We start from the raw sequence: 24,309 nt of genomic DNA, 5'->3' as shown, positions 1-24,309 counted from the left end.
GAGGGTGCGGCGCGCGGTGTCCGGGGACCCGAACAGGCCGCTCCGGTGTCCACACCGCGCGCAGGCCCGCGTCGTCGGCCGGCCGGGCCCCGTCGAGCAGCAGGTCGTAGCGTCCCCGGTCGGTGCGCGACGCGTCGTCGGCGAAAGAGAAGAGGCTGATGTCCACAGGGTCTCCGTACGAGGTTTCAGGCTGAGGCACCCGAGTAGCGCCGCAGACCGCGCCGCCACAGGAACCGGGTGAAGGCGAGGCCGGCGGCGGCGAATGCGGCCAACGCGGCCGGGCCCGCCCCGGCCGCCCGGGAGGTGAGGACTTCGGCGGGCACCGTGACGGCCAGGCCGATCGGGATCAGGACCGTGAGCCCGATCCGCATCCACCCGGGGTAGAGGCCGACCGGCCAGCGTGCCGCCTGGAACAGGCCCGAGAACAGTTCGGCGACGTTGTCCAGCTTCACGAACCAGAACGCGCTGATGGCGATCGACATCAGGAAGCTGTAGATCAGCGCGGCCGCGCACAGCAGCGTGACGGCGAAGACCGGGACCGCCGACAGGCCCACGCCGCCGGAGAGCACCGCACCGGTCGCCGTCGTGGCCAGGCCGATCGCCACGTCCAGCCCCTGCCACACCTTCGACGAGCGCACGCTGACGGTCAGCAGGGCACCGGCGGGCTTGAGCAGCACCGCGTCGAGGGCGCCCTCCTGGATGTCCGTCAACAGGGACAGCGCGTTGGGCATCACCAGCATCTGGGTGAAGCCGCTGAGGGTGGTGTAGACGCCGGCCAGGACCACCAGCTGGTACAGGTCCCAGCCGTCCAGTCGCTGGACCTGGCGGAAGACCAGAGCCAGTGTGATCACCGAGGTGCCCAGGGACAGCACGGAGGTGGCGATGCGCAGCAGGAAGTTCGCCCGGTACTGCATCTCGTTGAGCAGCAGCAGGCGCAGGTACAGCGCGGCCAGTCGGATGTTCACGCGCCCACCCCGGTGTACCGGCGCACGGCGCGCCGCCAGACCACCGCCACGAGCAGCGCTCCCACGCCGATCCACAGCGCCTGGACGCCCAGTCCCGCCAGGAGCCGCGGAGCCGGGCCGGGTGCGATCAGCGCGTTGATCGGGAAGCTGAACATCCACTCGAACGGGAACCACCCGGCCGCGCTCCGCATCCACTGCGGCAGCAGTGCGAGCGGCACCAGCCGTCCGGACAGCAGGAGTTCGAGCAGGAGGTAGAGCTCGAACAGCGCGCTCGCCCTGGTGGTCCAGAACGTCACCAGCCCGATCAGCCAGAGGAACAGCGAGCGGATGACGAACGCCGCCCAGATCGACACCAGGAAGACCAGCACACCGACCGGGGTCGGATGCGCCGTCGGGTGGAACAGCAGGACGAGCACGGCGGCGACGGGAAGCCACTGGGCGATCCAGACGATCTTGGCCCCGCCGAAGCCGGCCAGGTCGTAGTGGATCGGATGGATCGGCAGCAGCATCCGGCCCGACATCCGGCCGGTGGTGATCCGGTGCTCGAACCCGGCCGGCGCGTAGCCGACGTTCATGTTCCGCACCAGGGTCCAGGTGATGTAGTAGGCCGCCAGGGTGCCCGGCGTGTACCCGTCGACGGATCCGCCCTGGGCGCGGGCGATCGCCGACCACACGACCAGGTAGATCACCGGCTCGGTGAGCATGCCGGCCATCAGCAGCAGGCTGCTGGCGCGATAGGTCAGCTGCTGGGTCATCGACTGCCGGCCGGCGGCCGCGTAGAAGGCGGCCAGCGCCCGCACGCGGTCCGCCGCGGCCCCGGCCGTCATGGGGCCGCCGCCGTGGCCGGGGCGCCGTGGCCCGCCGGGTCGGCGCCGTCGACCCGCAGGTCGACCGCGTCCGAGGTGAAGATGTGCTCGATGACGTCCTCGATCGCGGGCCGCGTCACGGTGAGGTCCGTGACCCCACCCCCGGCCAGCAACCGGGTCGTCACCTCCGGCACCCGTGCCGCCTCGACCCGGACCCGCAACCGCCCGGCGGAAGCGGGCCGGCACTCGCCGAACCCGCTCAGGTCCACGTCGGGACCGGTCGGCGTCACCTCGATGTCGCGGTGCGCGGCGAAGCGCTCGCCGAGCTGCGACAGGTCTCCGTCGTAGAGCACCCGGCCGCGGTGGACCACCACGACCCGTTGGCAGAGCGCTTCGATGTCGGCCATGTAGTGGCTGGTCAGCAGCACGGTCGCGGACCGGGTCCGGTTGTAGTCGGCGACGAACGTCCGGATCCGCCGCTGCATGGCGACGTCCAGGCCGAGGGTCGGCTCGTCCAGGAACAGCATCTCCGGCCCGTGCAGCAGCGAGCCGACCAGCTCCATCTTCATCCGCTCGCCCAGCGAGAGGTTGCGTACCGGCTTGCGCACCAGGTCGCCGAGGTCCAGCAGTTCGACCAGTTCGTCCCTGGTCTGCCGGAAACGCTCGCGGGGGATCCGGTAGATCGCCCGGTTGAGCTCGAAGGAGTCGACGGCGGGCAGATCCCATTGCAACTGGTACCGGTTGCCCATGACCAGCGCCATGCGGCGCAGGTAGGCCGGCTCGCGCCGGGCCGGATCGTGGCCGAGCACGCGCACCGATCCCGTCGAGGGGTGGAGCAGCCCGGAGAGCAGCTTGAGCAGGGTGGTCTTTCCTGCCCCGTTCGCGCCGAGGATGCCGACGATCTCTCCCGGCTCGACCCGGATGCCCACGTCCTGCAGGGCGTGCACCTGTTGCTTGCGCCGGCGGACCAGGACGCCGACCGCCGAGCGCAGCCCGGCGTCCCGTTCCGCCACGGTGAACGACCGGCCGAGCCCGGACGCCTCGATGGCCGCAGGGGTCACAGCCGGGCTCCCTCGGTGCCGAGCGGGTCGACGAGCACCATCCGGAGCTCGGCCGTGTACGGGGCGCCGGCGGCGTCGGTCAGCCAGGTCTGGCCGAGGTCCGGCAGCATCTCCGAGATCGTCACGCTCCGGCGTTCGGCGGTGTCCGCCGCGGCCCGGCGCACCGCGCGCGCGGTCTGCTCCAGCATCAGGACGCTGCTGAAGTCGGTCAGGGTCGGCTTGCGCTCGGTGTGCACGCGGCAGAAGGTCCGCACCGGCATGTCGTGCGCCTCCCGGAACCTCTGCGCCTCCCGGAACCGCCGGGCCGCGGTCTTGGCGAACGCCCACTCCAGCTCGGCCGGCTCGAAGCTCCAGGCCTCCCGTTGGACCACCAGGCGGCCGATCGAGATCCGCGGCAGGTGCCGGGCCGGCGCCAGCGGGCGGAACGCGCCCACGATCGCGGCGGAGACCTGCTCGGCGAGCACCTCCAGCAGGTCCCACGGTCCCTCGCCGGTCTTCGAGACCACCACCAGGCGCCCGTCCTCGCGGCACACCTCCAACGCGGCGGACGGGAACACCGGGCCGGGCGCGCCGGTGTCGCTGTCGTGCAGGCACCAGTACCGGAAGTGCGGCGAGAGCAGCGCGGCCGGGTAGCTGCGGGAGTTGACCAGTGGTGAGTCCTTGCTGGGCACCGAGTACCAGCGGCGGCCGGCGTGGTCGCGCTCCGCGGCTTCGAGCAGTCGGCCGACGTCCGCGTGCCGCTCCACGAAGGGGCGGGCCTCGAGCGTGTTCGTGGCCAGATGCAGCTCGCCCATCACCGCCGTGAACTGCCCGAGGCGCACCGCGTCCAGCCCGGCCGCGGCGATCATCAGGTCGGGGGAGTGGTGCCGCGCCGCGGACCACAACGGGGCGGTCGCGGGGAACTCCCGGCGGACCGCGTCCCGGATCGACTCGACGGTCGGTTCGTGGCGCCGCGCGCCGTCCGGTACCCGGAGGATCCGCGCCCACTTGGCCTGCAGCCGGGACACCGCGTCCGCCACCGGCTCCGGCGGCCCGCCGCGGGTCGTCAGCTGCCGGGTGGCCATCCCCAGCAGCTGGGACAGCGGAAGGCGGTCGCGGCCGCTGGCGCGGCTGTGCCGGTCGAGCAGGGAACCGAACAGGTCCAGGTAGTTGCGGCCGGCGCGGTCGGCGAACCACCGGGCGCTGTCGGCCACCAGGCCGAGCGGCCCGCCGATCGCCTCCTGCACTGGTCGTCCGATCTCCAGATCCACGTCGCGCCTGGTGTCCTCGTAGACCAGGGTCCGCCCGGCGTACATCTCGCCGTGCCTGCGTACGGCGTCGCTGCCGGTGATCCGCAGGAACGCCTCGTCCAGCGCCGCGGTGGCGGCCATCAGCTGGTCCGGCCGGCCGGCCGCCGCGGCGACCGCGTCCCGGCCGCGCTCCAGCTCGTCGAGCGCGGCGAGCGCGCGCTCGCGCGGCTCCCGGTCGCCGACCAGGGCGAGCCGTTCCCGCAGCGTCCGTTCGGGATGCGCCTCGATCGGACCGCTCAGGTCCATCCGCACCACGCCGTCGTCCAGCCACGGCCGCAGCTCCTCGACGATCGAGTCGACCGTCGAGGTGTCCCGCCGCGCCGCCAGCTCGGCGAGGGTCCGCGATCCGTCGCACATCCGGAGCAGGGACAGGACGCCGGGCGGCAGCTCGACGGGTTCCCGGTAAGGACGCAGGAGCCGGTCGTCGTCCACGAAGACCCCGCCGGAGAGCACCGGCCGCAGCCATCGGCGCATGCCGGGCTGGTCGGACAGTCGCCGGGCGAGCGTGTCGATCGCCCAGTTCTCGAAGTAGACCGTGCGGTCGGCGAGCAGGCCGGGCCCGCCGGCGCAGTCCATCGGCCGGTCGGACTCGGTCAGCCGACCCCAGGCGGCCGGGCCGAAGAAGCCGATGGTGTCGTTCTTGACGGTGTACCGCTGCAGGTAGTTGGCGACGAGTTGCAGATGCTTGAGCTCCGTGGTGCGGCCCGGTTCGGCCGGCCGGCCGACCTTGTCCACGGCGCTGCGCACCGCGGCGGGGTTCTGCCAGGCGACGGCCTCGCGGAACCGCGGGTCGGCCGCCACCTCGCGCAGCGAGTCCGCCAGCCGTTCGAGCTCCGCCTTCCACAGCCCGTCGAACTCCTGGTCCGGAAGACCGGCGGCCTGCGCCAGGCCGGGCGCCGAGAGCCGGCGCGCCTCGGTCGCCGGGAAGCCGGCGCCGCGCAGCACGATGTCACGCCACACGGCCCAGTCGGAGCCGGCCAGCGGGAGCAGGTGGGAGCGCTCGTCCGTCTCCGGCCGCGCGGGCTGTCGCGGCGCCGTCACTGCTCCCCCTCGGCAGCGGGCGCCGGGCGGACGGACAACGGCAGCAGTCGGCTCCCCGGCGGCGCGATCGCCGGACCGGGTACGAAGGACGCGCACAGGGAGCGGGTCAGCCGCGTCCGGTGCTTCTCGTACGGTTGGTACGACTCGTGGTCGAAGTCCAGGTAGCGGTTGCGGTAGCACCAGCGGCAGTCCTCGAACTTCGGGTCGATGTGCTCGCGGCCGGCGCCGTGCTGGGCGCGCAACGACAGGTACTGCTCGTTGTTCCAGATCTCCCGCAGGCCGGCGGTGTTCAGATCGCCGACCAGATGGTGCTCCGCGGGCGAGCCGATCAGGTGGTCGCAGAAGCCCACGCCGCCGCGGTAGTTGACGTACAGGTACATCCACGGATGCGTGCAGGTCTTGTTCGCCGTGTCGTCGTCGGCCCACAGCTCGTCCAGCGCCGTGTTGAGCTGAACGTCCACCTCGGTCGACTCGGCCACCTCCGCCAGTTCGGCGAGCGCGCGGAGCACCTCGGGACGGTGGTACAGCAGTTGGTCCGGATGCCCGTCCGGGAGGGTGATCGGGCTGAGGTGCATGCCGACGCCGAGCCGTGCGGCGTGCTTGGCGATGGTGGTCAGCTCGTCGAGTGCCGCGGGCTGCACGGTCACGTTGAGGTGGATGTTGCCGGTGCCCACTCCGCTGGCGTGTGCCTCGTCGACCAGCACCTCCAGGTTGCGCAGCACCACGTTCATGTCGGCGCCGCGGCGGACCTTGCCGAACGTCTCGCGCTCGCCGGCGTCGAAGGACACCGAGATCAGGGCGCCGGAACGCACGAGCTTGCGCCACGTCGCCTCGTGGAACGCCGTCAGGTTGGTCACCATGCGGACCCGGCAGCCGTAGTCGAGGGTCTGGTCGACGAACCGGGGGAAGTTCTTCAGGATCGTGCTCTCGCCCCAGCCGCGCAGGTCCACGATCTCGGCGGTGGGGAACAGTTCGCGCGCGATCCGGTCGAACAGCTCCTGGCTCATGTTGCGGGAGCGGTCGAACTTGCCGGCCGAGCGGCACATCGGGCAGGAGAGGTTGCAGTTCTCGGTCAGCTCCACGAACAGCACCCGGGGCAGGCTGTGCAGACGCGTCGCCCGCTGCTCGAACTCACGGAGGTTCAGCTCGTGGTTCTCGAGGCGGGCCTCGGTCCACTCGACGTGGCTGCTCGGACGCCGCTGCGCGGGCGGTGCGGACGGAGTGCTCTCGATCATGCCTGTCACGGCCTTTCGGACAAGGCGTCGCGGACCGCGTTCACGAACTCGGTGCGGAATCCCGGGTCGGGGAAGATCGAGTACTCGTGGTGGTCGGCCTCGACGCGGTGGCGGATGACGCGCCGGGCGTGGGGCTCCCAGTTGCCGACCAGGTCGTCGGTGATGTGGGCGTTGAAGTAGTGCAGGTCGCCGGCGTAGTAGCCGGGGTGGTAGAACCGGTCGGCGCGCAGGGCGCGGGCGAAGACCTCCAGTTGGCGCCGCAGGACCTCCGGTCCGACCGTCTCCGCGAGCACGCGGGCCTCCTTCAGGCTGCTGACGACGCCCGCGTCCCCGACCGTGATGGTGTAGGGCACGTCGACGCCGATCCGGCGGAGCAGCTCCTGCAGTCTGCCGCCGATCAACACCTCCTCCGAGGACACCCCCGCGGCGAGCGACGGGTCCGGCGGCTGGCTGTCGATGAGGGCGAGCATCGCGACGCGCCGACCCTCCGCCAGCAGCCGGCAGGCGACCTCGAAGGCGATCGCGCCACCGGTCGAGAAGCCGCACAGCAGATACGGCTGCTCCGCCGGCAGCCGCAGCAACTCCTCCAGGTAGATCGAGGCGAACTCCTCGATGCTGCGGGGCACCTCGCGCTCGCCCTCCAGCCCGGCGGCGCGCACGCCGACCGACTGGACCGGCAGCACCGAGCGCAGGGTCCTGATGGCCATCGCCGTGCCGGAAGCGGAGTGGAAGTAGAACAGCGAGGGAGCGTGCGGATCGAAGTCGGCCGGCAGTTGGAGGCAGCGGTCGGACGGCGCGCGCTCGCGCAGGTACGCGGCGACCCGTTCGACGGTGTCGCGGGCGGTGAGTTCGGCCCGGGGCAGCCGGGCGCGGGTCGTCTCGAACAGCCGGTCCACGATGCGGTCGGCCGCCTCGTCGTCGCCGGATGTGCTGAACGCGGTGTCGATCGAGACGTCGGCGACGTCGAGCTCGTCCGCGTAGGCCTCGGCGACCGCCGCTTCCCACTGGTCCCGGAAAGGCCGCTTCGGGCCCTCCGGCACCGGCGCAAGTCCCTGCTCCACGAAGCCGCCAATCTCTCGGATGTCTGGCGAGAACGTTAGGGAAGTCCAGTGATCAAGCTCTGACCGCGCTCTGAACGCCGCCGACAGACGGCGTTCATTCCTCCACCAGTGCCCGTGCCTAAGCTCAGCGGCCGGGACGGAGCCGGTTGTGAACCGTTCCCTCCTCACCTTCGAACCCGCTGGGAGAGACGTGTCCGCCGTACGAACGAAGAACTTCCCGTCCTGGCCCCAGCTCGGCCCGCAGGAGGTGGACGCCGCCGCCGCCGTCCTGCTGACCAACGAGCTCTCACAGAACTCCGGCCGTCACGTCGCCACGTTCGAAGAGGCTTACGCGCAGTGGCATTCGGCGCCGCACGCGATCGCCGTGAACAACGGCACCAGCGCCATCCACCTCGCGCTCGCGGCGCTGGGCATCGGCCCGGGCGACGAGGTCCTGGTGCCGGCCTACACCTTCGTGGGATCCGCCTCTCCCATCGCCTACCTCGGCGCCACCCCCGTCTTCGTGGACATCGACCCGGACACCTTCTGCATCGACCCGGCCGACGCCGAGGCCAAGATCAGTGAGCGCACCAAGGCCGTCATCGCCGTGCACCTCAACGGATACCCGGCGCCGGTCGGGCAGTTGGCGGAGATGGCGCGTCGGCACGGGATCAAGCTCGTCGAGGACACCGCCCAAGGCCACGGCGCCGAGGTCGACGGCCGCCGTGTCGGCACGATCGGCGACGTCGGCACCTTCAGCTTCTGGCAGGACAAGACGATGACGACCGGAGGCGAGGGAGGCGCTCTGCTGACGGCGGATGCGGACCTGGCCGCCTCGCTGCGCATGCTGCGGGACCACGGCCTGGTGCCGGCCGGCCCCGGGCTGTTCCACCACGCCGCGGTCGGCTACAACTACCGGCTGACCTCGCCGCAGGCGGCCGTCGGCCTGGTGCAGTTGGGCAGGCTCGACGGCTTCGTCGCCGCACGCCGCCGCAACGGAGCCCTGCTCGACGAAGGCCTGGCGCAGCTGCCCGGCCTCTCGCTGCCGAAGGTCGTGCCCGGCGGGGTGGCCGCACCGTGGAAGTACACCCTGCGGCTCACCACCGACCCGTCCGTCCTCGACGTCGTCACGCTGGTCTCCGAGTTGCAGCAGGCGGGGATCCCCGCGCAGCGCCGCTACCCGATCCCGCTCACCCGCCAGCCCATCTTCGCGGGCAACCCCTCCAACGAGACCTGCCCGAACTCCGACCTGTGCGCGAGCACGGCGTTCTGCCTGCCCGTCCACCCCGCGGCCGGGCCCGAGGACATCCAGGACTGCGTCGACGCCCTGGCCAAGGTGCTCTCCGACCACGCGGTGAGCGCGGCGTGACCGCGGCCCCCGAGATCGCCGTCATCGTCACGGCGGACGCCGGCGGTCCCGGCGGGCTCGGCGCGGTGCTGGCCGCGGTCGACGCCCAGGTCCCGGCGCCCGCCGAGCGGATCCTGCTCGGCTTCGGCGCTTCGGCCCCCCTTCAGGCGCCCGAGGGCTGGACGGTCCTGGCCGGTGACTGGCCGAGCCGGGCGCAGGCCCGCACCGCGGGCTGGGCCGCGACGGACGCCCGCTGGGCGGTGTTCGTCGACGCGGTCGTCCCGGCGGGTCTGCTCGCGGCCGCCCAGCGGGCCGTGGGCACGGCGCCCTCCGACGTCGCGGTGCTGTCGCCCGGCAGCGAGGACGGTGAGCGGGACTACTGGGCGCTGCGGGTGGCCGACGGCATCGAGCCAGCCTCGGTCTGGCGGCGTGCCGCCGCCGAGCTGGTGGGGTGGTGGCCGGACCGGTGCGACGGGCCCGCGTCGCTCGACCACGCGCTCTGCCTGGACCTGACCGCCGCCGGCTGGCGCGCCGTCAGCTTCGCGGCACCGCCGGCGCCGCGGTCCGAGGCCGACGCCACGGCCGACGCCTGGCAGAAGCGCTCGCTGGCCATCGTCTCGCTGCACGCCGGGCGCGAGAGCACCTTCTCCCGGTGGGAGGAGATGCTGCTGAAGACCGAGCTGCCCGCCCGGACCTCGCTCTACGTGGTGGACAACAGCCGCGATCCGGAGTTCACCGAGCGGCTGCGGGCCGCAAGCGTCAGGATCCAGGCCGCCCGGGGGATCGAGCACCTCGACTTCACCGTCGACGGCACCGTGTACCGGCCGTCGCCGGACGAGTGGTACCTGAAGCGGGAGCGGAACCTGCACGTGGCCCGCCTCTACGCCTCGGTCCTGCCGAGGATCAAGGAGGACCTGGTCCTGACGCTGGAGGACGACATCGACCCGCCGGCCGACGCCGTGCGCCGGCTCGTCGAGGAGTACTCGCGCCCGAGCGGCACGCCGCTCGCGGCGATCTCCGCGGCCTGGGACCGGGTCGAGGGGCGCTACGTCTGCGGGGGCAAGGCAGTACCCGAGGGCGGCTGGGGCGCGCCGATCCCGTGGGAGGAACTGCCGGACGAGCCACTCGACGTGGGCTGCGTCGGCGGCGCCTGCACTGTCTGGGCCAACGCCGTCGTCTCCCGGGCACCGGTGCTGTTCGACTGGGAGGAGCAGATGGGCTGGGACGGGCTGCTGTGCACGGGGGCCCGGGAGCGCGGGTTCACCGTCCGGATCCACGGCGGAGTCAGGTGTGTCCACCACACCTGGGGCGTGCTGCGCGGATCGGAGTGACCGTGGCGCAGGGGCAGGCCGGCCCGGTGTCCGGAATCGAGGTGCACGGCGCGACCGGACCCGAAGGGCTGTGCGTGCTCACCCTGCGCGACGGCGCACCGCTGCCGGCACCGGGCGAGGTGGCCGAACTGCTCCGCGAACACGGCCACGCGGGCTTCGAGGTGTGCCTGGCCGCCTCCGGTGTGGAGCCGGGGTGGGCAGCCGAACTGGCGGCGCGGTGGGGCGAATCCGTGCACGTGCCCGCGCCTGGCTACGTCGTCGCGGACCTGCGCCGCGGCGTCCGGCTCAAGTGGGCGGACGGCGCCGACGAACGGGCCGACGCGTGGCGCTCCCACCCGCCGCACGCCGGCGCCGTCCCCAGGTTCGCCGATCACCAGGACCGGCTGCTGCCCCGCGGCCTGCCGCCGCATCTGGAGCCGGCCGACGGCCGGCCGGCCATGATGACGACGGCGGAGGTGCGCGATCGGCTGCGCCGATTGCTGCCCGCCGGGCCGACCGCCGCCTACCTGCGCGACCACCGGCTCTTCGACGAGGCGGCGCACCGGGTGGCCCGCCGGCTGCGGGCCGGGCTGCCGCCACTGGAGACCGAGTACCGGCGGCTGCTCGGCGGCGTCGGGAGGCTGGTCACCCGCGGCGTGGAGATCGAGTTCCACGCCGGGCGCGGTGCCCGGGCGGCGGACGGAACGCTGCTCAGCACCCCGCAGATCGACGCGATCGCCGCGCTGCTGCGCACGCGCGGGCTCGCCCGCGACGCCCGGGTGCGGCAGCACGGCGCCGACCGCGGGCCCGACGGCGCCGAGCCCTACAGCGAGGACCGCCGTACCTGGCGGGTCGAGCTGGAGGAGGCCGAGGGAGACGGCGAAGTCGTGTCGCCGATCCTGCGGGACACCCCGCAGGCGTACGAGGACCTCGTCGAGGTGTGCGCGATCATCCGCGATTGCGGCGGCTACACCAGCGTCCGGGCCGGTGGCCACGTCCACGTCGGGGTCCCCTTCGGCACCGACACCGCCCTGCACGCCGGCCACCTGGCCCGCTTCCAGGCCCGGCAGTGGCTGCACTTCCGCCTGGGCACCTCGATCCGGGCCGAGGCGCACCGGGGCACGCGGTTCTGCCAGCCGCTGCCCGGGCCGCCGCCGGTGGACGCGACCCGGATCAGACAGCTGCGGGACGACCTCAAGCGCCGCTTGGAACACCCGGCGCTCAAGATCGCCAGGTCAGTAGGCCGGGCCGACGACTCGATCGAATACCGGCACGGTGACGCGAGCCTGGACGCGGCGGAGTGGTGGACCCGCGCCGCAGCGTTCGCCGCCGACGTCGTGCTGACCGTCACCGCCGACCGGCACCCGCCGTCGCCCCGGGCGTGGGTGCCGGCCGGCGACGGCCGCACGGTGAGCGACCAGACGGTGCTGGCCGCCCGCGACGGGGTCCAGGTGCACCGGCCCGAGCCGCCCGGCGACACCGTCGAGGTCCGGCGCGTGCTCGACGAGTACCCCTGGCCGCGGTTGCGCCGGCACCTCGCAGAGCTCTACCACCTCACCCCGCCGTACTGGCGGCGCCGGCCGGACCCGGACCCGGCCGCGCTGCCGGCGCCGTACGACGTGGCCGCGCTGCTCGGCCGACCCCGCGACGCGCCGGTCGACGAGGAGTCACGGCGGCGGCTGGTCGCGGTGCTCGACCACATGCACGCCGTCGGGGCGCTCCCCTCCGGGACGCCCGAGACGCCCGCGGCCCTGCGGGCCCACGCCGTCGCGGCGGTGGGCCCCGGCCCGGAGCCGGTGGTCGAGCTCGGGCGCCGGCTGCGCGCCTGGGACGCGCTGACCGACGAGCCGGACACACCGCCGACCTTCGAGGACCTGGCCGCGCTCGCCGCCGTGGGGCCCGAGCCCCTCGCCGCCCTGGCCGGCCTCCCGTTCGTGTCGACCACATCGATCAGAACGCTGCTCGCCGAAGCCGCCGACGGCACCGGGAGCCCCGACGGCACCGGGAGCCCCGACGGCGACGCCTCCGGAACGCGGGCGTGGCCGGGCGACAGCGACAAGGAAAGGAGCCGGAACCGTGAGGAACTTCCATAGCGTGCTGGTGCTCTCGCCGCACGCGGACGACGAGGTGCTCGGCTGCGGAGGGCTGCTGTCCTCGGTGTCCGCGGCAGGCGGCGAGGTGCACGTGGTGTACCTGTCGGTGGACGGGATGGCGCACTACGGGCTGGACGAGCCGGTCACCTACCAGGCGCGGCTGGACGAGGTCGAACAGGTCAGTGCGCTGCTCGGCTTCGGCTACACCGTCGTCCACGGCGACCGGCAGCTCAACGAGCGGCTCGACACGCTTCCCCGCAGGGAACTGGTCGACCTGTTCCAGGAGCAGATGGACCGGCTGCGCCCGGACCTGCTGCTGCTGCCCAGCGGCCGGGACTACGACCAGGACCATGCGGCCACCTTCGCCGCCGGCTTCGCCGCGGCCCGGCCGATCGGCTCCCAGTTCGGCAAGTGGCTCGTCCCGCATGTGATGAGCTACGAGTCGTCCAAGATCCAGTGGGCGTCCGAACCGCTGCCGCTGTCCACCGCGTACGCCGACATCACCGGCCGTCTGGACACCAAGCTGGCGGCGATCCGGGCCTACCGGTCCCAGCACCGGCCCGCTCCGCACATCCGCAGCGAGGAGTCGATCGCGGCGCTCGCCACCCTGCGGGGTGCCGCGATCGGCGTGCGGCACGCGGAGGCGTTCGAAGTCCACCGGACCGTCCTGTAGCCATCGGACGGGATCCACCTGATCCGCGTCCGGGCCGGTGCCGTGTCCGACATGCACGGCCCGGCCCACGCCGCCGGTGCCGTGTCCGACACGCACGGCCCGGCCCACGCCGCCGACGCCGACCGGCTCCGAGAGGAGCCGACGGCCCCGACCGGAAGGAACCCCAGGCATGGCAGAACCCGAAATCACCGTCGTCATCCCCGCCCACAACCGGACGCGAGCCCTGCAGCACTGCCTGGCCAGCCTGCGGCGCCAGACCCTGGACCCGGGTGCGTTCGAGATCGTCGTGGTGGACGACGGGTCCGACGAGCCGGTCGGTGAGACCGTCGCGCAGTTCGCCGACGGTGACCGGATCAGGCTGCTGCGGCACGAGCGCGCCCGGGGCGCGGGCGTGGCCCGCAACACGGGCGCGGCGGCGGCGCGCGGCGGGCTGCTGGTCCTGCTCGACGCCGACTGCCTGTGCCACCCGGACCTGCTGCGCGCCCACCTCGACGCCCAGGCCGGTGGCCCGGTCGCCGTCTGCGGATACGGCGCCGGGCGCGAACTGACGCCGGAGGCATGGCGACTGAAGCTCGGAGCGGACTGGGACTTCTCCGATCCGGACGCCGTCTTCGCACGGCTGGCCCGGACCCCCTCGCTGCACGATCCCCTCACCGAGCTGCTGGCCCGGCCCCGTCCGGCCGACTGGGCGTTCTTCTGGACGCTCAACGCCGCCGTGCCCAAGTCGTTCTTCGACCTCGTCGGCGGATTCGACACGCGGTTCGAGGTCAAGGGCATCGAGGACATCGAACTCGGCTACCGGCTCGCCCGGGCCGGCCTGCCCACGGTCTTCGCCCCCGCGGCGATCACCCTGCACCAGCCGCACGAGCGCGACCGGAACCGCGAGGTGGTGCGCGACCGGCGCAACGAACACATCCTTGTGCGCGACTACCCGAGCCTGGACGTCGAGGCGGTGTGCAGCTACGACATCGCCCACTCCCGCGACCTGATCCCCGCGCTGGAACGGTTCTCCGACGGCCTGGACGCCGCGACCGCGGACTGCGGCCGCCTGGCCGCCCTGGACCGGCTGACCCGCCGGATCACGGACGCGGACGGCCCCGTCCTGCTGGTCGGCGCCCCGCAGGGCTGGCCGGCGGGCCTGCCCGCCCCGGACACCGTGTGCTACCCGGCCGACCTGCCCGACGGCCCGGGACACCACCTGCCGCTGCTCGGGACCCGGCTCCCGGGTGCCGGGAAGCACTACGCGCTCGGCGTGATCACCGACTACTGGCGTCACTTCCCGGACGGTACCTTCAGCCGCGTGCTGGCCGAGATGGACCGGGTCTGCCGGGAGGTGTTCGTCCTGTCCGGCGTGAGCACCGCGCCGGTGCCCGTGCCGGACCCCGAACTGAACGAGGCGCTGGCGGCGTACGACCGCCCGTACTGGGAGTTCACCACTCCGCTCCGCCGGGAACTGCACCAGTTCGACCTGACCGAGTTCGACCCGACCGAGTTCGACCCGTCCGAGTTCGACCCGACCGAGGACGAGGCCGGCACCTCCGGACCGGCGGCGTTCCGCTGCGCACCGATTTCCTGGCCGATGACCGAACTGACCGATGTGGGCCTGCCCGCGGGTGAGGAACGTGTACCGCGATGAGAAGCCTTGTGACCGGAGGAGCCGGATTCATCGGCTCCCATCTGACCGAACACCTGCTGGCGGCCGGGGACGAGGTCGTCGTCCTCGACAACCTGACCACCGGGAGCATGGCCAATCTGGCGTCGGTGCGCAGCCACCCGCGCCTGCGCACCGTCACCGGCTCCGTCTGCGACGAGGCACTGGTGCGACGCGAGGTCGCCACGGTTGACCGGGTGTTCCACCTCGGCGCCCTGGTCGGGGTGTTCAACGTCCTGGAGGACCCGCTCGGCGGACTGCGGACCAACATCCACGGTGCCGAGAACGTCCTCGCCGCCGCGCACGCACACGACGTGCCGATCCTGATGGCGTCGAGCAGCGAGGTGTACGGCAAGAACAGCAAGCCGCGGCTGACCGAGCAGGACGACCAGATCCTGGGCCCGCCCCAGCTGAGCCGCTGGACGTACGCGGAGGCCAAGGCTGTCGCGGAGTCGCTGACCTACGGCTACGTGGCCAAGCACGCGCTGCGGGCGGTCACGGTGCGGCTGTTCAACACGGTGGGGCCGCGGCAGACCGGACGCTACGGCATGGTCGTCCCGCGGTTCGTCGGCCAGGCGCTGGCGGGCGATCCGCTGACGGTCTACGGCGGCGGGGCGCAGCGGCGCTGCTTCTGCCACGTGCTCGACATCGTCCCGGCGCTCGTCGCGCTGCTCGAGGACGAGACCGCCCACGGCGGGACGTTCAACCTGGGCGGCCTCGAACAGGTGGACATCGCCGAGCTGGCCCGGCGGGTCGTCGCCGTCACGCAGTCATCGAGCGAGATCGTGCACGTCGAGTACCAGCAGGCCTACGAGACCTACGGCCCGGGCTTCGAGGAGGTGCCCAGCCGCGCACCCGACTGCGCCAAGGCCTTCGCGCAGATCGGCTACCGGCCGCGCCACGACCTGGCCACGATCATCGCCGACGTGGCGGCGTATCAGCGCGCGGCGTCGGCGCTCGGGTAGGGGACCGGTGCGACGTGCTTCGTCCGCCCGGCGTTCCGGCGCGGCCCGGGGATCCCTATGCGGCCGCGCCTGGCGCCGACTCGGGCCGGCGCCAGGCGCGGGAGGGGTGGTCGCCGCAGCGCGTCAACCGGTCGACGGAGCCGCCAGCCGGTGGACCGGGCGGCGGGCGGGCGCGGCGCGGTGCCGGGCGCGGCCGCCTGTGCAGTCCGCCTGCGCGACCTGTGCCGCGGGCGATTCGACGCGGTGCTCGGCTTCGAGCGCGTAGTCGGCGACGAACCGGTGCATCTCGAAGCAGCCCGGTGTCGGCTCGGAGATCAGGGACTCGGCGACCATGCCGACCAGCAACTGCCGGCAGCGCGCTACCGGCAACCCGGCGAGCGCGGCTGCGGCCTCCACCCGGACACGGCGGTCCGCGCCCTCGCCCAGGCGCCGGAAGAGCCGGGCCGTCGCGTCGTCGAGCACCCGGTACGAGCAGGTCAGGGCGCGGCGCAGGTCGAGGTCGGGATCCGGGGAGAAGAAGGCGTCGAGGCTGTTCGCCGCGGTCCGCAGCTCTCCCGCGATCGACTTCAGCGGCCGGCCCGGGTTCAACGACGCGCGTGCGGCCGCGACCGCCAGGGCGATCGGCACCCCGCGACAGGACTCGACGATCGCCTCGAGGGCCCGCGCCTGGCCGGCCGTCCGGGACGGCCCGATGTGCCGCTCCAGGACGACACGGCCCTCGCCCACGCTGAACGGCGGCACGGACACCGGACGGGCGTTGTGGGTGACCAGCAGCTGTTCGAGCACGTTGCGGCTCGTGACGAGGGCCATGCAGCCGGGCGCCGACGGCAGCAACGGTTGGACCTGCTGCGCGTCCCTGGCGTTGTCGAGCACGATCAGGACCCTGCGGTCGGCCAGAAGGCTGCGGTATGTGCCGGTCAGCCCCGGAAGGGTCGAGGGCAGGTCCCTGGCCGGCAGGCCGAGGCATTCGAGCAGGCAGCGCAGCGCGTCGGCGGGCGCGAGGGCCGCGGCCGAGTCGTCGAAGCCGTGCAGGTTCACGAAGAGCTGCCCGTCGGGGAAGCGCTCGGCCAGCAGGTGGGCCGCGTGCACGGCCAGCGCGGTCTTCCCGATCCCGGCCATACCGTTCATCGTCGCGATGACCGGGCCGGAGGCGTCGGCAGCGAGGGCCAGGATCCGGGCCAGCTCCTCGTCCCGGCCGACGAACACCGGGAGGCCGGGCGGAAGTTGGGCCGGGGCCGGGTGTGGGTGCGGGGTCGGGGCCGGGTGTGGGTGCGGGGTCGGGTGCGGGTGCGGGACCGGGGCTGGCTGTGGGTGCGGGGCCGCGGCGGTCGGTGCGGGCGCGGTGTCCTCCGGATCCGCGGTGGCGTCCGTGCGAACGCTCTGCCGCAACACCGCGGTCTGGGCGGCGCGCAGCGCGTCGCCGGGCTCGATGCCCAGCTCCTCCGAGAGCGTGGTCCGGATCCGCCGGTAGATGTCGAGCGCCTCGACCTGGCGGCCGGCCGCGCCGAGTGCGCGGACCAGGGCGGCTTGGAGCTGTTCGTCCAGCGGATAGCGCTCCGCGGTCAGCCGGAGCGGAGGGAGTATCCAGTGCCCGTGGCCGATCCGGTGGTGGATCTGCGCGGCCTCCACCACCGCCTTGGCGTACTCGCTCTCGGCGGCCTGGAACAAGGCGGTGCCGGCGACGTTCTGCGGGCTGCCGGTGCCCACGGAGCCCCGCCGCAGTGTGAGTGCCTCGCGGTACAGACTCGCCGCCTGCTCCCAGTCGGATCGGGCGGCGCGGTCGCGGCCGCGTTCGACGAGCCCGCGGAACACGTGCAGGTCGACGGAGTCCGGATCGACGTCCAGCCGGTAGCCGACGCTGCTGCGCAGCAGCCAGCGTCCGGCGTCGCGCCGGCCCAGATCCGGTTCGAGCATGCGTCGCAGCGCACTGATGTGGTGGTGTACGACGTTCGCCGCGGTGGCCGGCGGGTCGTCCTGCCAGAGCAGGTCGCTGATCTCGTGGAGCGGGACCGACTCTCCGGCCCGGATCAGCAGCAGCGTGAGGACCGCGCACTGCTGCGGGCCGCCCAGGGGGAGCGGGGCGCCGTTCAGGGCGGCGCGGATCGGTCCCATGATGTCGAACGTGAAGGGGCCCTTGGACATGTCCCGTCCCAGTCGTGCGTCGGAGCCGCGGGATTCCGCGGCGATACCCGGTGCTGTCATCCGACACCCGCGCCGGCCTGCGAGCGGGCGTGCAGCGGATCGGTCAGCACGAGCCGGGCCGCACGCCCGCGGGGGCCGCGCGCCGACCCGACCCGCTCTCAGCCAACGGGCGCCCCGGCGTGGGCGCCCGCCGGACTGAGCGCCTCGTCGATCCGGGCGCAGACTGTCTCCGCGGCCACCGCGTCCCGCCAGTGCGGCAGTTCGTCCGGTCCGCCCTCGACGAACGCGAGGAAGGCCGCCATCTCGGCGCGGTACGCCGCGGCGAACCGGGACCGGAAGTCGGGGTGCGGACCCGGGGCGGTGTTCGGCCGGGTGTCCAGCAGCGTGCTGGAGCCGATGAGCTCGGCATAGGCCTGGCAGCCGCCCGGACTGGCCCGCTTGCTCACCACGGAGCACACCGTCCCGGAGGCCAGCGTCAACGTGGTCACCAGGAGGTCGGCCGCCGCGCCGGCGTCGCTCTGGGACGCCGAGACCTCGACGACCTCGGACCCGAAGAGCCACAGGACCAGGTCGATGTCGTGGATCTGGAGGTCGAAGGCGAGGCTGCCGCCGGCGACCTGGTACCCCTGGGGCGGCGGGGCCCCGTCCAAGCTGGTGAACACGGCGAACCCGAACTGGTCGGGCTGGGCGCGGTACTCCCGTCGCAGTGCGGCGTACTCCGGGGAGAACCGACGCTGGAAGCCGATCCGCAGGGGCACCCCGGCCTCGTCGGCGAGCGCGCCGAGGCGTGCGCTGGCCTCCGGCTGTGCCGTGCACGGCTTCTCCAGCAACACCGGGATCCCGAGCGGCAGCAGGCCGGCGACCACGGCCGCATGGGTATCGGTCGGCGTGCACACCACGGCCCCGTCCGCATCGGGCAGCCCGGCCGCATGCGGGACGACGCGGCAGCCGAGTGCGGCCGAGAGCGCCGCGGCGCGTGCCGGGTCGGGTTCGACCACCGTGACGTCGGCTCCGAGCTCGACGAGATGGCGGGCGTGGGTGCTACCGATCCTTCCGCCGCCGCCGACGACGGCGATGCGGGGTCGGCCGATCCGGGTGCTCATCGTGAGGACTCCAAGGTTGCTCGGAACGTTCGGGTTCGATCGGGCGGCGCCGGCCGGCGGTGGTCGGCCGGCGGGGCGGGTCGGCGTACTGCCGTAGCGCCGTAGCGGCTTACCGCCGTACTGCCGTGTGCGGCGGCTCCGGCCCCGTCGCCAGCGGGGGAACGGGTGTCGTGAAGGTGGCTTTTCCGTAGCCAATCAGTCGCCGATGGATGGACTCTCAACGTCGGATCAACAACGTGCGTACACGTTGTTGATCCGACGTTGATCCGTGGCTGGTGTACTGGCGCCGTCCGGCCGGAGCCACCCCCTGCGACGCGGGCCGGCGGCACAGTTCAGGCAGAAGATCGCCGATCGCGATATCGACGTCGACGCGATCGGCAGTTCGCCCATGGCCGGCGCATCGTCATCCTCACGCAGACGTCTTGCGCTGCATTCACCACCCAGATGGATAGGACCTGACGCCGATGAACCATGCACCATCTCCGTCGCCCGGGCGGAAGGTTTCCTGCTGGCCGCGCTGGCCCGAAGCGGACGAGGACACCGAGCGGGCGGTGGTCCGGGCACTGCAGAGCGGGCGGCTGGCCGTCAGCGGCAGCAAGAGCACCTGGCCGTCGCAGAACGTCGCCGCCGCGGCCACCGTGGCGCGGATGTCCGGCCGCCGGCACTGTGTCCTGGTCACCAGCGGATCGAGCGCGATCGTGACCGCGCTGCACGCCCTGGGTATCGGGCCCGGTGACACCGTGGCCATGACCGCGACCACCTGGGTCAGCTGCGCCACCTCGGTGTTGCGCGTGGGAGCCACGCCGGTGTTCTTCGACGCCACCCCCGAATCGCCGTGCGGCGACGTCGCGACCCTGGCCGAGACGCCGTCGGCGATCCTCGGCATCCATCTGTACGCGCAGCACTTCGACGTGGATGCGGCCCGGGCGCGGTTCCCCGGGGTGCCGGTGGTCGAGGACGCTTCGCACGCCCAGTTCGGGGCGACCGCCGACGGACGCAGGATCGGCTCGCTCGGCGACGTCTCCATCCTGAGCCTCCAGGCCACGAAGATCATCACCAGCGGCGAGGGCGGCGCGGTCCTCACCGACGATCCGGAGACGGCGGCCCGGCTGGAGTCGCTGGTCATGGACTCGCGCCGGCGCACCGATGCGGTGTCGCGCACCTCCGCCAACGAGCTGGAACCCGCGCACCTGCTCCACGGGGCCAACCACTCGCCGCCCGAGTTCGCCGCGGCGCTGCTCGTCGACCAGCTGGCCAGGTTCGACCGGCAGGCGCGGCGCCGTGCGGACGGCGTCGCGATCCTGGCCGGGGCCCTCGACGGGAGCCGGTGGTCGATGACCGCCGACCGGAGCGCCGTCGCCGGCGGAGCGTTCTACGGCGTCGCGGTGCGCGTCCCGGCCGGTGTCGGCAGTCCGGCCGAGGTGATCGCGGCCGTGGAGGAGCAGACCGGCCTGATCCTCGACTCGGTGTACCCGCCGGTCGTCGAAGGGCCGCTGTACCTGCCGGAGACCATCAAGCAGTACGCCGCCCTGCGGGCCCCCGCCGTACCGCTGCCCAACTCCCGGACCTGGCACCGCGAGTACGTGGTGGTGCCGCACCACGCCTTCCTCGCCGACGAGTCCCGCCTGGTCCATCTGGCGGCCACGCTCCGGGAACTCGACCGGGAACCGGCCGCTCTCCGGCCCGCACTGCCGCGGGACCGGCCGACCATCGAGGTCGTCATGGTCACCAGGGGAGATCGGGACACCCTGGAAGCAGCCCTGGCCGGCGTGGCGAAGCAGGATGTCGATGCCGAGGTCAGGCTGACGGTGTGGGTGGACGCGGACCGGGTCCCGGCGGCCGTCGCGGACGCGGGCTGTGCCGTGGTCACCCTGGGCGCCGACGGCATGCTGCCGAACGAACCCTTCGCGCGGATCGCGGCCCTCCGGGAGCTGGCCGTCGCCGGGTGTACCGGGGACTTCATCGCCTTCCTCGACGACGACAACGAGTGGGACCCCGACCACCTGTCCAGCCTGCTGGCCGTCGCCGACGCGGGCTATCCGGCGGCGCACTCGTGGCGGACCTTGATCGATGATTCCGGCTCGCCCGCCACCGTGGACCGTTTCCCGTGGCTGCCGCCCTCCGAGGCCGCCGCCGAGCTGTTCGAGCAGCTGTCCGCGGTCCGGGTGCTGGAACCCGGCAGCCCGATCGTCCGGGACCGCGCCGTGATCCCCGGGGCGGGCCTGAACGGCATGGTCGACATGGGGGCGTGGCTGCTGCGCCGCGATCTGTTGCGCCTGCTGACATTCCGCCGCACCCGGAGCGAAGCGGAGATCCAGGCGCGGGTCGGCGAGGACGACATCCTGCTGGAACAGATCCGCCGACTGGACATCCCCGTCGGATGCACCGAGACGCCGACCCTGAGATACCGGCTGGGCGGCATGTCCACGCCGGAGTACCGAAAGCCGGAATCACCTGTACCGGCCGCGACGTCGGCCGCCCCCTCCACGTCGGCCGCATCGGTCGTGACATCAGAGGTGTCGTCGTGACCCAGCACGCGCTCTCCCCCCGCCAGCTCTCCTTCTACCGGCAGTTCGGCTTCCTCAAACTGGAAGGCTTCTTCGACGCCGGAACCGTCGCCTCCCTCGAAGCCGAGGTGACGGCGCAACTCGCCAGTGCCTACGAGCTGCCCACCGAGATCCCCGACGTGGTCACCGGCTCCATGGGGTACTACCTGCCGATGATGGGGGAGGGCAGCACCACGAGCCGGCGTCTCGTCGCCGGACCCCGTCTGGTCGAGCTCGGCGAGGCCCTGCTCGACGGCCCGGTCATACCCAAGCCGGCCAAGGGGATGCTCTACAACGACGCCTCCCCATGGCATCGGGACGCCGCTGATCCCGCGTTGCACGCGGTGAAGATGGTCACCTATTTCCGTCCGTTGACCGCGGACTCCGGCGCGCTCCAGGTGATCGCGGGCTCACACCGCGGCGAGTTCAGCGACCGGCTCACCGACTACCGGGCGGCCTGGCCGACGGACAGCCCCCTGGACGAAGCCGGTGAGGCCGACTGGTGGCCGGGGACGAGCCTGGACTGCGGCCCCGGCGACCTCATCGTGTTCGACGTGCGCCTCTGGCACGCGTCCCTGTTCGGAAGGCTCCGGGCGCAGTGGAGCGTGTCGTACGTCGCGGTCCCGGAGACCGACGCCGAGCGGCGGGTCGCCCACGACTACATCGACCTCTTCCTGCAGGCCGGCCACGAATACGATGCCGAGCGGTTCCCCTACTACGACCCCGACTGGAGCAGGACGGACGGCCCGGCCTTCGCGGAGGCCATGGCCGATCTCGGCCTGATCCGGCTGGACGGCGCCGCGGCGGCCGACTGACGAGGGCCCGTGCGCGTGGGCATCCGCCGCAGACCGGCGGTCGGCGGCCGGTTCCTGACCCTCACCCAGAACCCCGACTGCCGGTTCGACGGGCCGGGCACCCGCGCCTACGGGTTCCCGTACGAGTGCGACGGGGAGGTCGAGTCCGGCGCCCGAGTGCGGATCGCCGCGCTGCCGGACCCGCCGATCACCATCAACGCGCACATGCCGCGCCGGGCCGCCTGGCGGGCGGCCACGGGCTGCGCTGGTGGCTCATCCGGGTACGGATCTTCGGCGTGGTCTCCAGGGAGGGCATGGTTCCATTCTGGCGCGCGGTGGCCGGCCGGGTGTGCCGACGGTCGGGGCGCCGGTGGGGGAGGTGCGTGGCGGGTGGTCAGGGGCAGAGGGTGCGGAGGGTGGCGGCGATGCGGGTGATGCCCTCGGTGAGGGTGTCGAGGGTGGGGCTGAGGCTGACGCGGAAGCAGCGGGTGTGGTGGGGGGCGGTGGGGGTGCCGGGGGTGGTGGGGAAGAAGTGGCGGCCGGGGACGATGAAGACCTTGTGCTGCTTGAGGTGTTCGTAGAGGACGGTGTCGTCGAAGCGGTCGTCGTCGATCCAGAACCAGCAGAACATGCCGCCGTCGCCGGAGTGGAGGCGCCAGGGGACGGACTCGGGCAGGGCCTCCTCGAAGAGCTTCTCGGCCAGGCGGCGGCGCTCCTGGTAGAAGGGGGAGAGGGTGTCGGAGACGAGGCGGTCCAGGCGGCCGGAGGTCAGGGCGCGGGCGACCACCGACTGCTGCAACTGGGGTGCGTGCAGGGCGGAGTTGGCGAGGAAGGAGACCATCGGGGTGATCCAGCGTTCCGCGCCGATGGCGAAGGCGATGCGTTCGCCCGGGAGGCCGGCCTTGGACAGGGTGAAGCAGTTGATCACGTGGTCGTCGAAGGGCGGCGGCGTCAGGGTGGGGGCGATCCGGGGGAAGGGTTCGCCGTAGGCGTGGTCGAGCAGCAGGGGGACGTCGCGGCGGCGGGCGTGGTCGACCAGGGCGTCGAGTTCGGCGGCGTCGACGGCCCGGCCGGTCGGGTTGCCGGGGCTGGAGAGCAGCAGCATCCCGGTGTCGGGCTGCGCCTCCAGGGCGGCGAAGTCGAAGGCGTAGCGGAAGCGGTGGGGGCCTTCGGGGACGGGGGTGGCGGGGACGCCGACCACGCCGTCCGGGTGGAGACAGAGGCCCTGGTAGCCGGTGTAGTCGGGGGACATCGGCAGGACGACCTTGGTTCCGCCGGTGCCCGCGGGGCCGGGGCCCGCGAAGAGGGCGGCGGCGGTGAAGCAGAGCATCTGGCTGCCGGGGCCGACGGCGACGTTGCGGGCGGTGAGGGACCAGCCGTACCGGGTGTTGAAGTACTCGGTGATGGCCTCCACCAGGGCGGCCGAGCCGCGGGACGGGCCGTACAGGCAGCTGGCCGAGGCGAAGTCCTCGGCGAGGGCCTCCTCGGTCAGGCTCCGCCATTCGGCGATCGCCTCCGGGAGCGAGGCCGGGTTGCCGATGCCCAGGTTCAGCCAGTCGGCCGGGCCCGAGGCCGTGCTGGTGGCGATGTCCTCCATGATGCTGCGGAGACCCGAGAGCGTGGCCATCTTGCTGCCGATGAGGGACAGCGCCATGTGGTGGTTCCCTTCTGGGGATGGGGATGGGGAGTTGGAGGGACTGGGAGGGGAGTCGGGGCTGAGGGGGCCGGTGCCCCCGGCGTTCGGCCGGGGGCACCGGACGGTCAGGCGGTGCGCCCGCGGGGGCCGACCGTCCGGCCGAACCAGACCCCGACCAGGGCCTGGAGCAGCGGGATCAGCAGGGCGACGGCCACGATGGCGGTGGCGAACGCGGGGAGGCCGGCCAGGGCGGCGGTGGTCCGGGCGACCTCGCCGACCGGCGCCCCGCCCAGGGCCTGGAGGCCCAGCGGGATCGCCCAGCCGAGGGCGGCCGCCGCCGGAGCGGTGAGGTAGCCGCGGGGGGTGCGGACGAACCGGCTGGTGAGGCCGGCGGCGAGGCCGACCAGGAAGGGGAGGAACCAGAGCCCGAGCAGGGTGCCGAGGGCCGTCACCGCCGTTCCGCCGACGAGGGTGACCAGGACGGCGGTGGTGCGGCGCGGTGCGGGGGTGGCGGATGCCGGGGCTTCCTCGGGAGGCTCAAGGGCGGTAGGAGCCTCAGGGGCTTCGGTCGCGGCCGGCGCCTCGGGGGCCTCGGTCGGCTTGGTCATGTC

At 73.1% G+C, this 24,309-nt stretch carries 18 protein-coding genes; 8 read left to right on the top strand and 10 right to left on the bottom strand.

Annotated features, from left to right (window positions below):
• Positions 1–185: 185 nt before the first annotated feature.
• Genes ACZ3YL_RS03480 through ACZ3YL_RS03455 form a run of 6 tightly spaced genes read right to left on the bottom strand, consistent with a single transcriptional unit; the run spans position 186 to position 7,458 of the window.
• Positions 186–965 carry an ABC transporter permease gene (locus tag ACZ3YL_RS03480; protein WP_465655080.1) on the bottom strand — a complete coding sequence of 260 codons (780 nt, stop codon included), beginning with the start codon at positions 963–965 and terminating at the stop codon, positions 186–188.
• On the bottom strand, positions 962–1,792 hold the full coding sequence (locus ACZ3YL_RS03475) for an ABC transporter permease (protein ID WP_188305973.1): 831 nt from the start codon (positions 1,790–1,792) through the stop codon (positions 962–964). Before ACZ3YL_RS03475 ends, ACZ3YL_RS03480 begins: the two co-directional genes overlap by 4 nt.
• A complete protein-coding gene (locus ACZ3YL_RS03470; RefSeq protein ID WP_465655078.1) occupies positions 1,789–2,832 on the bottom strand; it encodes an ABC transporter ATP-binding protein in 1,044 nt (347 codons plus the stop codon). Before ACZ3YL_RS03470 ends, ACZ3YL_RS03475 begins: the two co-directional genes overlap by 4 nt.
• Entirely contained in the window at positions 2,829–5,162 is a 2,334-nt protein-coding gene (locus ACZ3YL_RS03465) for a lantibiotic dehydratase (protein WP_465655077.1), read from the bottom strand. Before ACZ3YL_RS03465 ends, ACZ3YL_RS03470 begins: the two co-directional genes overlap by 4 nt.
• Entirely contained in the window at positions 5,159–6,397 is a 1,239-nt protein-coding gene (locus ACZ3YL_RS03460) for a radical SAM protein (RefSeq protein WP_465655075.1), read from the bottom strand. Before ACZ3YL_RS03460 ends, ACZ3YL_RS03465 begins: the two co-directional genes overlap by 4 nt.
• Positions 6,398–6,402: 5 nt before the next feature.
• Positions 6,403–7,458 (bottom strand): thioesterase domain-containing protein, encoded by a 1,056-nt coding sequence (locus ACZ3YL_RS03455; RefSeq protein ID WP_188305977.1) that lies wholly within the window; start codon positions 7,456–7,458, stop codon positions 6,403–6,405.
• Positions 7,459–7,648: 190 nt separating this feature from the next.
• Here ACZ3YL_RS03455 and ACZ3YL_RS03450 point away from each other — a divergent pair, with 190 nt between their 5' ends.
• From ACZ3YL_RS03450 to ACZ3YL_RS03425, 6 genes are all read left to right on the top strand, one after another.
• Entirely contained in the window at positions 7,649–8,806 is a 1,158-nt protein-coding gene (locus ACZ3YL_RS03450) for a DegT/DnrJ/EryC1/StrS family aminotransferase (protein WP_465655073.1), read from the top strand.
• Entirely contained in the window at positions 8,803–10,116 is a 1,314-nt protein-coding gene (locus ACZ3YL_RS03445; RefSeq protein ID WP_465655071.1) for a hypothetical protein, read from the top strand. The genes ACZ3YL_RS03450 and ACZ3YL_RS03445 overlap by 4 nt, the downstream gene beginning before the upstream one ends.
• A gap of 2 nt (positions 10,117–10,118) precedes the next feature.
• Entirely contained in the window at positions 10,119–12,188 is a 2,070-nt protein-coding gene (locus ACZ3YL_RS03440) for a hypothetical protein (protein WP_465655069.1), read from the top strand.
• Positions 12,172–12,861, top strand: coding sequence for a PIG-L deacetylase family protein (locus ACZ3YL_RS03435; protein ID WP_465655068.1), 690 nt, complete (start codon positions 12,172–12,174; stop codon positions 12,859–12,861). Before ACZ3YL_RS03440 ends, ACZ3YL_RS03435 begins: the two co-directional genes overlap by 17 nt.
• A gap of 169 nt (positions 12,862–13,030) precedes the next feature.
• Positions 13,031–14,497 carry a glycosyltransferase gene (locus tag ACZ3YL_RS03430; protein ID WP_465655067.1) on the top strand — a complete coding sequence of 489 codons (1,467 nt, stop codon included), beginning with the start codon at positions 13,031–13,033 and terminating at the stop codon, positions 14,495–14,497.
• The gene (locus ACZ3YL_RS03425) at positions 14,494–15,477 is read left to right on the top strand and encodes an NAD-dependent epimerase/dehydratase family protein (RefSeq protein ID WP_188307562.1); all 984 of its coding nucleotides are present in this window, start codon (positions 14,494–14,496) and stop codon (positions 15,475–15,477) included. The genes ACZ3YL_RS03430 and ACZ3YL_RS03425 overlap by 4 nt, the downstream gene beginning before the upstream one ends.
• 123 nt (positions 15,478–15,600) lie before the next feature.
• Here ACZ3YL_RS03425 and ACZ3YL_RS03420 read toward each other — a convergent pair whose 3' ends face one another.
• Positions 15,601–17,619 (bottom strand): AfsR/SARP family transcriptional regulator, encoded by a 2,019-nt coding sequence (locus tag ACZ3YL_RS03420; protein ID WP_465655064.1) that lies wholly within the window; start codon positions 17,617–17,619, stop codon positions 15,601–15,603.
• Positions 17,620–17,777: 158 nt separating this feature from the next.
• Entirely contained in the window at positions 17,778–18,722 is a 945-nt protein-coding gene (locus tag ACZ3YL_RS03415) for a Gfo/Idh/MocA family protein (protein ID WP_465655063.1), read from the bottom strand.
• 464 nt (positions 18,723–19,186) lie between these two features.
• Here ACZ3YL_RS03415 and ACZ3YL_RS03410 point away from each other — a divergent pair, with 464 nt between their 5' ends.
• Both ACZ3YL_RS03410 and ACZ3YL_RS03405 read left to right on the top strand, forming a co-directional pair.
• Positions 19,187–21,250 (top strand): DegT/DnrJ/EryC1/StrS family aminotransferase, encoded by a 2,064-nt coding sequence (locus ACZ3YL_RS03410; protein WP_465655061.1) that lies wholly within the window; start codon positions 19,187–19,189, stop codon positions 21,248–21,250.
• Positions 21,247–22,083, top strand: coding sequence for a phytanoyl-CoA dioxygenase family protein (locus ACZ3YL_RS03405; RefSeq protein ID WP_188307566.1), 837 nt, complete (start codon positions 21,247–21,249; stop codon positions 22,081–22,083). Before ACZ3YL_RS03410 ends, ACZ3YL_RS03405 begins: the two co-directional genes overlap by 4 nt.
• 373 nt (positions 22,084–22,456) lie before the next feature.
• On the opposite strand, the gene ACZ3YL_RS03400 is transcribed toward ACZ3YL_RS03405, so the two are convergent.
• The gene (locus tag ACZ3YL_RS03400) at positions 22,457–23,716 is read right to left on the bottom strand and encodes a valine--pyruvate transaminase (RefSeq protein WP_465655060.1); all 1,260 of its coding nucleotides are present in this window, start codon (positions 23,714–23,716) and stop codon (positions 22,457–22,459) included.
• A gap of 107 nt (positions 23,717–23,823) precedes the next feature.
• Positions 23,824–24,306 carry a hypothetical protein gene (locus ACZ3YL_RS03395; protein WP_465655058.1) on the bottom strand — a complete coding sequence of 161 codons (483 nt, stop codon included), beginning with the start codon at positions 24,304–24,306 and terminating at the stop codon, positions 23,824–23,826.
• Positions 24,307–24,309 lie beyond the last annotated feature (3 nt).

Source organism: Kitasatospora sp. NPDC023176 (assembly GCF_055560495.1).
Note: the sequence above shows the minus strand (reverse complement) of the source record. Positions and strands in the feature narration are given on the sequence as shown.